Annotated in this window: 9 protein-coding genes; 1 reads left to right on the top strand and 8 read right to left on the bottom strand. The window is 72.5% G+C overall.

Annotation, left to right across the window (positions count from 1 at the left end; genetic code table 11):
* Nucleotides 1-111 precede the first annotated feature (111 nt).
* From hflX to miaA, 6 genes are all read right to left on the bottom strand, one after another.
* Nucleotides 112-1,608: a GTPase HflX gene (hflX, locus tag ABZ930_RS27165; protein ID WP_361552890.1), complete on the bottom strand. Its 1,497-nt coding sequence runs from the start codon at nucleotides 1,606-1,608 to the stop codon at nucleotides 112-114.
* Nucleotides 1,609-1,798: 190 nt separating this feature from the next.
* The gene (locus tag ABZ930_RS27160; RefSeq protein WP_361552888.1) at nucleotides 1,799-3,274 is read right to left on the bottom strand and encodes a M1 family metallopeptidase; all 1,476 of its coding nucleotides are present in this window, start codon (nucleotides 3,272-3,274) and stop codon (nucleotides 1,799-1,801) included.
* A gap of 77 nt (nucleotides 3,275-3,351) precedes the next feature.
* Nucleotides 3,352-5,475, bottom strand: coding sequence for an HD domain-containing protein (locus ABZ930_RS27155; RefSeq protein WP_361552885.1), 2,124 nt, complete (start codon nucleotides 5,473-5,475; stop codon nucleotides 3,352-3,354).
* A gap of 139 nt (nucleotides 5,476-5,614) precedes the next feature.
* The gene (gene dapF / locus ABZ930_RS27150; protein WP_361552882.1) at nucleotides 5,615-6,484 is read right to left on the bottom strand and encodes a diaminopimelate epimerase; all 870 of its coding nucleotides are present in this window, start codon (nucleotides 6,482-6,484) and stop codon (nucleotides 5,615-5,617) included.
* A gap of 48 nt (nucleotides 6,485-6,532) precedes the next feature.
* A complete protein-coding gene (locus ABZ930_RS27145; protein WP_361552902.1) occupies nucleotides 6,533-7,000 on the bottom strand; it encodes a hypothetical protein in 468 nt (155 codons plus the stop codon).
* Nucleotides 7,001-7,106: 106 nt separating this feature from the next.
* Nucleotides 7,107-8,045, bottom strand: coding sequence for a tRNA (adenosine(37)-N6)-dimethylallyltransferase MiaA (gene miaA, locus ABZ930_RS27140; protein ID WP_361552879.1), 939 nt, complete (start codon nucleotides 8,043-8,045; stop codon nucleotides 7,107-7,109).
* Nucleotides 8,046-8,227: 182 nt separating this feature from the next.
* Between miaA and ABZ930_RS27135 the strand changes: the two genes are divergently transcribed.
* Nucleotides 8,228-8,545: a hypothetical protein gene (locus ABZ930_RS27135; RefSeq protein ID WP_361552876.1), complete on the top strand. Its 318-nt coding sequence runs from the start codon at nucleotides 8,228-8,230 to the stop codon at nucleotides 8,543-8,545.
* Nucleotides 8,546-8,631: 86 nt separating this feature from the next.
* On the opposite strand, the gene ABZ930_RS27130 is transcribed toward ABZ930_RS27135, so the two are convergent.
* Both ABZ930_RS27130 and ABZ930_RS27125 read right to left on the bottom strand, forming a co-directional pair.
* Nucleotides 8,632-9,336, bottom strand: a complete 705-nt coding sequence (locus ABZ930_RS27130) for a class III extradiol dioxygenase subunit B-like domain-containing protein (RefSeq protein ID WP_361552873.1) — start codon at nucleotides 9,334-9,336, stop codon at nucleotides 8,632-8,634.
* Between the two features lie 10 nt (nucleotides 9,337-9,346).
* Nucleotides 9,347-9,694 (bottom strand): hypothetical protein, encoded by a 348-nt coding sequence (locus ABZ930_RS27125; protein ID WP_361552870.1) that lies wholly within the window; start codon nucleotides 9,692-9,694, stop codon nucleotides 9,347-9,349.
* Between the last annotated feature and the right edge of the window lie 19 nt (nucleotides 9,695-9,713).

The raw sequence follows: 9,713 nt of genomic DNA, 5'->3' as shown, positions 1-9,713 counted from the left end.
CTACCGGGTCGACGCCGATGTCGACACCGGGCACGGGCCCGTCACCGTCGAGGACGCCGCCCCGGAGGTCCGGGGCGGGCCCACTCACATACCGCTCACTGCGGCCGGATGTCAGCCGGCGGCCGCCGTCGGAACGTACGGCGCGAGCTCCGCCGCCAGTTCCTCGTGCACGCGTGCCTTGAGCAGGGTGCCCTCCGGGGTGTGCTCCTCGGAGATCACCTCGCCGTCGCTGTGCGCCCGCGCGACCAGCTGGCCGTGCGTGTACGGCACGAGCGCCTCGATCTCGACCTCGGGCCGCGGCAGTTCGGCGTCGATGAGCGCGAGCAGCTCCTCGATGCCGGCGCCGGTGCGGGCCGAGACGGCGATCGCGTGCTTCTCGTTGCGCAGCAGGCGCTGGAGGACCAGGGGGTCCGCGGCGTCCGCCTTGTTGACCACCACGATCTCCGGTACGTCGGTGGCGCCGACGTCCCGGATCACCTCGCGCACGGCGGCGAGCTGCTCCTCCGGCACGGGGTGCGAGCCGTCGACCACGTGCAGGATCAGGTCGGAGTCGCCGACCTCCTCCATGGTGGAGCGGAACGCCTCGACGAGGTGGTGCGGCAGGTGCCGGACGAAGCCGACCGTGTCGGCCAGCGTGTACAGGCGGCCGCTCGGCGTCTCGGCCCGGCGCACGGTCGGGTCGAGGGTGGCGAACAGTGCGTTCTCCACCAGGACGCCCGCACCCGTGAGGCGGTTGAGCAGCGAGGACTTGCCCGCGTTCGTGTATCCGGCGATGGCGACCGAGGGCACCTTGTTGCGCTTGCGCTCCTGGCGCTTGATGTCGCGGCCCGTCTTCATCTCCGCGATCTCACGGCGCATCTTCGCCATCTTCTCGCGGATCCGTCGCCGGTCCGTCTCGATCTTGGTCTCACCGGGACCACGGGTGGCCATGCCGCCACCGCCGCCGCCACCCATCTGCCGGGACAGCGACTGACCCCAGCCGCGCAGTCGCGGCAGCATGTACTGCATCTGCGCGAGCGCGACCTGCGCCTTGCCCTCTCGGGACTTGGCGTGCTGGGCGAAGATGTCGAGGATCAGGGCGGTCCGGTCGACCACCTTGACCTTGACGACGTCTTCGAGGTGGATGAGCTGGCCGGGGCTGAGCTCACCGTCGCAGACGACGGTGTCGGCTCCGGTCTCGAGGACGATGTCGCGCAGCTCCAGCGCCTTGCCGGAACCGATGTACGTCGCCGCGTCGGGCTTGTCCCGGCGCTGCGTGACGCCGTCGAGGACCAGCGCGCCCGCCGTCTCGGCGAGGGCGGCCAGCTCCGCGAGGGAGTTGTCCGCGTCCTGCACGGTGCCGGACGTCCACACGCCGACGAGCACCACACGCTCCAGACGGAGCTGTCGGTACTCGACCTCGGTGACGTCCTCCAGCTCGGTGGACAGGCCGGCGACACGACGCAGCGCCGCGCGCTCCGAACGGTCGTACTGATCACCGTCCCGGTCCGAGTCGATCTCGTGGCTCCAGGCGACGTCCTCTTCCATCAGGGCATCGGCCCGAAGACCTTCGGTGTGGTTCTGCGCGAAGCTCTGCGCGTCCTGGGAAGGGGAAGAAGAGGAGGTCATTGGATCCTTCGGGTCGCTGGGATTCGAAAAGTGGCCGGACTGCCGCCCGACACCTCTGACAACGCTCGGGGCTGCCCCGGGATTCCCGGTCGGGCCCGCGCCGTCGGCCTGAAGATGGTCGCACGGTACGGGCCGTCTCGTCACCCGGGTTATTTCCCGCGCCGCACGGGTCCACGCCCGCGTGGAGGGGCTACTTGCGGGCCTTGTTCTGCACCGGCGCGGACTTCCAGTCCGGGTGTCCGGGCATCGGCGGGGTCTTCTTCGCGTAGAGCCACTGCTGGAAGAAGCCGCTCAGGTCGCGCCCGGCCACCCGGGAGGCGAGGGCGGTGAAGTCCGCGGTGGTGGCGGTGTCGTCACGGTGCGTGGCCACCCACCGACGCTCCAGCCGCTCGAACCTCTCGGCACCGATCTCCTGGCGCAGGGCGTACAGGACGAGCGCGCTGCCGTCGTAGACGACCGGCCGGAAGATGCTGATCTTCTCGCCGTGTGTCGGGCCCTTGGGCGCGGCCGGCGCTCCGCCGGAGGCGCGCCAGCCGTCGGACTCGCGGTAGGCGTTGCGCATCCGGGTCTCCAGGGGCCGGTCGGCCTTCTCCTGCGCGTAGAGGGCCTCGTACCAGGTGGCGTGTCCCTCGTTGAGCCAGAGGTCGGACCAGGTCCGGGGGCTGACGCTGTCGCCGAACCACTGGTGGGCCAGCTCGTGCACCATGACCGACTCGACGTACCAGGCCGGGTACTCGGTGCGCACGAAGAGGTCCCGCTCGAAGAGCGAGAGGGTCTGGGTCTCCAGTTCGAAGCCGGTGCTGGCCTCGGCGATCAGCACCCCGTAGTTCTCGAAGGGGTAGCGGCCGATCTTGTTCTCCATCCAGGCGAGCTGCGCGGGCGTCTTGTCGACCCACGGGCGCAGCGCCTTGACGTCCTTGGTCGGCACCACGTCGCGCACCGGGAGGCCGTGCGGGCCCTTCCGGTGCAGCACGGTGGAGCGCCCGATGGAGACCTGGGCCAGTTCGGTGGCCATGGGGTGGGCGGTGCGGTACGTCCAGTCCGTGGTGTCGCCGGCGCCGGGGGTGACGGAGGTGGGCAGGCCGTTGGCGACGGCCGTGTACTGCTGCGGCGTGTTCACGCGGAAGGTGAACATCGCCTTGTCGGAGGGGTGGTCGTTGCCGGGGAAGACGCGGTGCGCGGCGTCGGCCTGGTTGGCCATGGCGAGCCCGTCCTTGGTGCGGACCCAGCCGACCTCCTCCTTGCCGGGCCGGGGGTCGCTGGTGTGCCGCACGGTGATGTGCATCGGCTGACCGGCCACGAGCGGCCGGGCGGGCGTGACCACCAGGTCCTCGCCGCCGGTGGCGAAGTCCGCCCGCGCGCCGTTGACCTCGACGGACCGCACGGTGCCGTGCGAGAAGTCGAGGTTGATCCGGTCGAGCCGGGACGTGACGCGCGCGTCGATCTTGGTGACGGCGTCGAGCGGCTTGTCGTTGTCGCCCTTGTACGTGAACGAGATGTCGTACGCGCGGACGTCGTAGCCGGGGTTGCCGAGGGTCGGGAAGAGCCGGTCGCCGACGCCGAGCGGCGTGACGGGCCCGGGCGGCGCGGCCGCGGCGAGCAGCGCGACCGAGGCACCGGCGGCGAGCAGCGCGACGGTGCGGGGGGTTCGGGAGCTGAGCAGCATGAACTACGGCTATCAGCGCGGCCCCCGGTGGGTCCGGCGGCACGCGCCGCACCCACCCGAACGAGGTCTCCGGGGAACTAGAGCGCTCCGGCCGCCGCGTGCTGGGCGCGGCCCACGTCGTACACCCCCGGGACGTTGCGCATGGCCCGCATCAGGCCCTGGAGGTGGGCGGAGCCGGGGAGTTGGAGGGTGTAGGTGTGCCGGACCCGGCCCTGGACGGGGGGTTCGACGGTCGCCGAGACGATGGCGACGCCCTCGAGCGCTATGGCTTCGGTCAGGTCCGCGAGCAGGTGCGGGCGGCTGAAGGACTCCGCGATCAGGGTGACCCGGTACTCGGCGGTCTCGGCGTCGGCCCAGCGCACTCCGACCTCGGGCCGTCCCGCGCCGGTCATGCGGGCCACCGCGGGGCACTCCACGCGGTGCACGGTGACGGCGCCGCCGCGGACGGCGAAGGCGGTCACCTCGTCGGGCGGTACGGGCGTACAACAGCCCGCGAGGCGGACGGAGGCCCCCGGCTGGTCGACGACGGCGTTCGCCGCCGAGGGGCGCGCCGAGGGGCCGCTGTAGGGGGCGCGCGGCGCGGACTCCGGCGCGCTCGGCCCCTCCGGGTGCGCGGCCAGCCAGCGGCGGATGGCGATGCGCGCGGCGGGCGTGCGGGCGTGGTCGAGCCAGTCGCGGGACGGCTCGGAGGCGGCGGCGCCCTCCATGCGGTCCATGAGCGGCTGGACCGTGTCGCCGTCCTTGAGGACCGTGCTGAGTGTCGCCAGGCGGCCGTTGACCCGCGCGCCGATGACGGCGTGGGCGTCCTCGCCGTACTGGGCGTAGGCGGCGTCCACGCAACTGGCGCCCGCGGGCAGGCCGATGGTGCCGCCGTCGGGCCGGAAGACGGTGATCTCGCGGTCCTGGGCGAGGTCCTCGCGCAGGGTCGACCAGAAGGTGTCGGCGTCGGGTGCGGACTGCTGCCATACGAGGAGGCGGGAGAGCCAGCCCGGCCGGGTGGGGTCGGAGCGCTCGCCCTCGGTGTCGAGGTGCTCCTCGGCGGAGGGGGCGTACGGGTTGCCGAGCGCGACGACGCCGGCCTCCGCGACCTTGTGCATCTGGTGGGTGCGGATGAGTACTTCGGCGACCTCGCCGTCGGCCCGCGCCACCGCGGTGTGCAGCGACTGGTACAGGTTGAACTTCGGTACGGCGATGAAGTCCTTGAACTCCGAGACCACCGGCGTGAAGCAGGTGTGCAGTTCGCCGAGGACGCCGTAGCAGTCGGCGTCCTCGGAGACGAGGACGAGCAGGCGGCCGAAGTCGGCGCCGCGCAGCTCGCCGCGTTTGCGCAGCACCCGGTGGACGGAGACGGCGTGCCGGGGCCGGATGAGGACCTCGGCGGTCAGCCCGGCCTCGCGCAGCACGCCGCGCACCTCGTCGGCGATGTCCGCCAGCGGGTCCTCGGCCCGGGCGGTGTCGGCGGCGATGAGGGTCTGGGTCTGCCCATGCTCCTCGGGGCGCAGGATGGCGAAGACGAGGTCTTCCAGCTCGGTCTTCAGGGCCTGTACGCCGAGGCGCTCGGCGAGCGGGATGAGGACGTCGCGGGTGACCTTGGCGATGCGCTCCTGCTTCTCCTGGCGCATGACGCCGAGGGTGCGCATGTTGTGCAGGCGGTCGGCGAGCTTGATCGACATGACGCGGACGTCGTTGCCGGTCGCGACCAGCATCTTGCGGAAGGTCTCGGGCTCGGCCGCGGCGCCGTAGTCGACCTTCTCCAGCTTGGTCACGCCGTCGACCAGATAGGCGACCTCGGTGCCGAACTCGGTGCGCACCTGGTCGAGCGTGACGTCCGTGTCCTCGACGGTGTCGTGGAGGAGGGACGCGGTCAGCGTCGTGGTCTCCGCGCCCAGCTCGGCCAGGATGAGCGTCACGGCGAGCGGGTGGGTGATGTACGGCTCACCGCTCTTGCGCATCTGGCCGCGGTGCGAGGACTCGGCCAGGACGTAGGCACGGCGCAGCGGCTCCAGATCGGCGTCCGCGAAGTGGGCCCGGTGGGCCTCGGCCACATGGCCGATCGCGTCCGGCAGCCGGTCTCGGCCGGCCGGGCCGAGCAAGGCCGCGCGGCCGAGTCGCCGCAGGTCGATCCGGGGACGGCCACGCCTTCGCTGGGCTCCGGGCGTGATCGGCCCCGGGGTCGCGGGGTTGGTCGCCTCCGCACTCATGAGCACCTCCGGCTGCGTCGACCGGTGGCGGGCTGGCGGGGGCACCCGTCCGGACCGGTGCTTGATGCTACCGAGCCCATCACGTGGTGCAGTCCCGCTCTCGCCCAGCGTGAAACGGATCACCCATTCGAGCGACAGTTCACGGGTTTACGGTTTCGATTGCAGCGAACCAGTCCGTGTCGATCTCGCCCTGGGCCACGATCACCGCCGGTCCGGTCATCTCGATCTCGCCGTCGGGCCGCTCGGTGATGGTGAGCCGGCCGCCGGGCAGATCGATCTCGTACGTCACCGGGGTCCCGGTGACGGTGGGGTCGACGCCGTCGCGGCGGGCCGCGGCGACGGCCACCGCGCAGGCGCCGGTGCCGCAGGAGCGGGTCTCGCCGGAGCCGCGCTCGTGCACGCGCATGGCGACGTGGCCCGGGCCGCGGTCGACGACGAATTCCACGTTCACCCCGTGCGGGTAGGCCTCGGCCGGGGCGAACGGCGGCGGGTCGAACAGGCGGCCCGCGTGCGCGAGGTCGGCCACGAAGGCGACGGCGTGCGGGTTGCCCATGTTCACGTTCCGTGCGGGCCAGGAGCGGCCGTCGACGGTGACGGTGACCTCGCCCTCGGGGAGCGTCGCCCGGCCCATACCGACCGTGACCAGGCCCTCCTTGTCGATGTGGACCTTCTTGACGCCGCCCCGGGTGGCGACGGCGAGGTCGCCCTCGCCGACGTGTCCGGCGTGCTGGAGGTACCGGGCGAAGACCCGGACGCCGTTGCCGCACATCTCGGCGATCGAGCCGTCGCCGTTGCGATAGTCCATGAACCACTCGGCCTCGTCGGCCAGGTGCTTCGCCTCGGGGTGGGCGGCGGAGCGCACGACGTGGAGCACACCGTCGCCGCCGAGGCCGGCGCGACGGTCGCAGAGCGCGGCCACGGCCGCCGGGGGCAGCTCGATCGCGTTCTCCGGGTCCGGGATGATCACGAAGTCGTTCTCGGTCCCGTGCCCCTTGAGGAAGGTCGTCATCTGTCGATCGTACGAGATCGGTCCGACGACCGGGGAAGCGGTGCGCTCTCAGCGCAGCCGGGCCACACGCCACACGGCGAGGACGGTCACGGCGGCCACCACGACCACGTACGCGCCCACGACCCGCCAGTCCGGCCAGCGGCCCGAGCCGCGCGGCGGGAGTCCGGGCAGCGCGTAGCCCACCCGGCGGGCGGCCATCAGGCCCCAGCCGGCGGCGCAGGAGCTGATCAGCAGCCCCAGCATGGCCACGACCGCGCCGCCGTCGCCGAACTCGAAGAACAGCGGGAACGCGAACATCAGGGAGCCGAGGGTGGCGAGCATCACGATGGGGGCGAGCTGCCAGATCCGGAGCCTGCGCTGCGGGCGCAGTTCGACCTCGACCTCCGCCGCCTCGTCCTGCGCGGCGATCTCGTCGGCCGTGGGCCCGTCGGCGATCACGCCGTCCGGGGTCGTCTCAGGCCCGTCGGAGCTGAGCTGCTCCCCGCCTGGTGCGGTGTCACGAGGGCCGGCCTCCATCGCCACGCGCCCTCCCACTCCGGACTGTCTCGGTCGATCGAGGTCGATGATGGCACGCCCACGGGGGCCGGGATGACCGCCCGGGCGTCCCGATGCCATCACGTGATCAGGCTGTAACCGGTCGTTCGACCAACGCCATTGCGCGTGCCGGGAGTTCCGTGCGATCGGCCACAGCCCCACTGAGCCAATGCACCCGCGGGTCGCGGCGGAACCACGAGTCCTGGCGGCGCGCGAAGCGCTTGGTGGCACGGACGGTCTCCGTGCGCGCCTCCTCCTCGGTGCACTCTCCGGCGAGTGCCGCGAGGACCTGCTGATAGCCGAGCGCGCGGGACGCGGTACGGCCCTCGCGCAGGCCCTGGGCCTCCAGCGCGCGTACCTCGTCGACGAGTCCCGCGTCCCACATGCGGTCCACCCGCGTGGTGATGCGTTCATCGAGTTCGGGCCGCTCGACGTCGACGCCGATCTGGACGGTGTCGTAGACGGAGTCGTGTCCCGGCAGGTTGGCCGTGAAGGGCTTTCCGGTGATCTCGATGACTTCGAGGGCGCGCACGATGCGCCGGCCGTTGCTCGGCAGGATCGCGGTGGCGGCCTCCGGGTCGGCGGCGGCGAGGCGGGCGTGCAGGGTGCCGGAGCCGTGTTCCGCCAGCTCGGCCTCCAGGCGGGCGCGGACGCCGGGGTCGGTGCCGGGGAACTCCATCTTGTCGACGGCACCCCGCACGTAGAGCCCCGATCCGCCGACGAGGACCGGCCAGCGGCCCTCGGCGAGGAGGCGGTCGATCTCGGCGCGGGCGAGTCGCTGGTACTCGGCGACGCTCGCGGCCTCCGTCACGTCCCAGATGTCGAGGAGGTGGTGCGGGACTCCGGCACGCTCCTCGGGCGTCAGCTTGGCGGTGCCGATGTCCATCCCTCGGTACAGCTGCATGGAATCGGCGTTGACGACCTCGCCGCCGAGTTCTCTGGCCAGGAAGACACCGAGATCCGACTTTCCCGCCGCGGTGGGACCGACGACGGCGATGACCCGCGGGGCGGGAGCTGCGCTACTCACCGCCCCAGTCTCGCAAACCACGGGACCACTTCTCGAACGAGCTACGTGACGGGGCAGGTGCGGGGTCGTTTCCTGTTGCGAGGTTCCAGCCGCCGGTTTTGCGGACCGGTGACCCGGGCGACGCAATGGACCGCACCGGGCAGGGCGGGATTTCGCCCGCACGAGTCACGTATGGAGTTGAAATGGGCGTATTTGCCATGTTTCGCCGCAAGGCCAAGGACACCGAGGAGGTGTCAACCGTCGAGGGCGGGACTGCCACTCTGACGGCCGAGCCGGAGGCTGAGGGCACCGCGGACGCCGCGTCGGCTCCTGAGGCTTCCGAGGCCGCGGAGACCGCCGAGGCGGCGGCAGAGGCCACGGACGAGCCGCAGGCCGCGACGTCGGCGCTCGGCGGCGCGGGCGAGACCGCCGAGGCCGGCGCGGCCGCTGTGGAGATCCCGAAGCAGCAGTCGGCGGAGCAGGCGGCCGACAACGAGGCAGGCGAGGGCGCCCGCAAGTAGCTCGTGCGCGGCACACATGGCGGACGGCCGTGAAGCCTTCGGGTTTCGCGGCCGTCGCCGTGTCCGGGCCCGCTGCCGGCCGGTGGCTACGTCCAGGAGGCGACGAAGTAGCCGACTCCGTAGGGCGCGTCCTCGTAGAGCAGTTCGCCCGTGCCGTTCTCGTCGCCCCAGGCCGCCGCGAGGATCTGCCAGGGGTCTCGGCCGGAGACCTTCAGCTCGCGGGACAGGTCGGCGTCGAGTCGCGCGAGCGTGCCGTCGGCGTCGAGGCCGCGCAGGGCGGCGGCGATCAGCGCGTCCACGCCCTCGGCGCGCTCGTCCAGGTAGCCGGGAGCCTTCACCGTGCGGCAGGCCGTGCCGTCGCCCATGACGAGCAGCCCCACGCGGTCGGCCAGGGACGCGAGGCGCACGCCGTCCTCGCCGTTGACCGGCCGGGACCGGCCGCCCTCCACCTCGTAGCCGCGTACGGGGCCGGTCCAGCCCGCACGCGCGAGCAGCCAGGCGCCGACCGCGAGGGACGGCGGCAGGGTGGCCTCCGGGGCGCCCGGGGGCGGGCCGAGGAGCACGTCGGCATCGACCCCGAAGGGCCGGAAGGAGCCGCGGGCCCCGGCCTCGTGGAACCTGGTGCGCGCGCCCTCGCCGACGACCACGATCAGCTCCGGCGCCGCGGCGACGACCTTGGCGAGCGCCTCGTCGCAGGCCGCACGCGCGGCGTCCAGCTCCGGGGCCGCCCCGGCGGCGACCTCGGGCACGAGCAGCGGCGGGCAGGGGCAGACGGCTGCGGCGACAAGCATGATCGTCAGCCTACTGCGCGGGCGGGCGCCAGGGATCGTCCGGGACGGCGTCCCTCGGTTCCTCCGGCCGGGGGTCGGGCAGCAGCTCCTTGTCGGTGCTCCAGACCAGCTCGGCGAGGCGGTAGTGCAGGTGATGGCCGGACATGGCGCCCCGGACCTGCACGTAGTAGGCGTGGTCGTCCTGCCGGAACACATGGCGGCTGCGCTGCCGCAGCGCGTCACGGTGCTTGTGCTCGCACGCGTACGTGTACAGGCGGCGCCGGGCCTCCTCGCGGTCGGCCGTGAACCGGGTGAGCGCCTCGAAGTGGTGGCCCTCCCCCGTGCCGTACTCGACGGTGATCACCCAGTGCGTCGTCATGCGGTTGCCCCCCGTTTCC

It is taken from the genome of Streptomyces sp. NPDC046716 (assembly GCF_040645755.1).
GTDB lineage: Bacteria > Actinomycetota > Actinomycetes > Streptomycetales > Streptomycetaceae > Streptomyces.
The sequence above is the reverse complement of the archived record's forward strand: the minus strand, read 5'-3'. Positions and strand labels throughout refer to the sequence as shown.

Coding starts and splice junctions, on each gene's coding strand:
- hflX (WP_361552890.1), bottom strand. CDS start 1,608: ATGACCTCCTCTTCTTCCCCTTCCCAGGACGCGCAGAGCTTCGCGCAG.
- ABZ930_RS27160 (WP_361552888.1), bottom strand. CDS start 3,274: ATGCTGCTCAGCTCCCGAACCCCCCGCACCGTCGCGCTGCTCGCCGCC.
- ABZ930_RS27155 (WP_361552885.1), bottom strand. CDS start 5,475: ATGAGTGCGGAGGCGACCAACCCCGCGACCCCGGGGCCGATCACGCCC.
- dapF (WP_361552882.1), bottom strand. CDS start 6,484: ATGACGACCTTCCTCAAGGGGCACGGGACCGAGAACGACTTCGTGATC.
- ABZ930_RS27145 (WP_361552902.1), bottom strand. CDS start 7,000: ATGGAGGCCGGCCCTCGTGACACCGCACCAGGCGGGGAGCAGCTCAGC.
- ABZ930_RS27135 (WP_361552876.1), top strand. CDS start 8,228: ATGGGCGTATTTGCCATGTTTCGCCGCAAGGCCAAGGACACCGAGGAG.
- ABZ930_RS27130 (WP_361552873.1), bottom strand. CDS start 9,336: ATGCTTGTCGCCGCAGCCGTCTGCCCCTGCCCGCCGCTGCTCGTGCCC.
- ABZ930_RS27125 (WP_361552870.1), bottom strand. CDS start 9,694: ATGACGACGCACTGGGTGATCACCGTCGAGTACGGCACGGGGGAGGGC.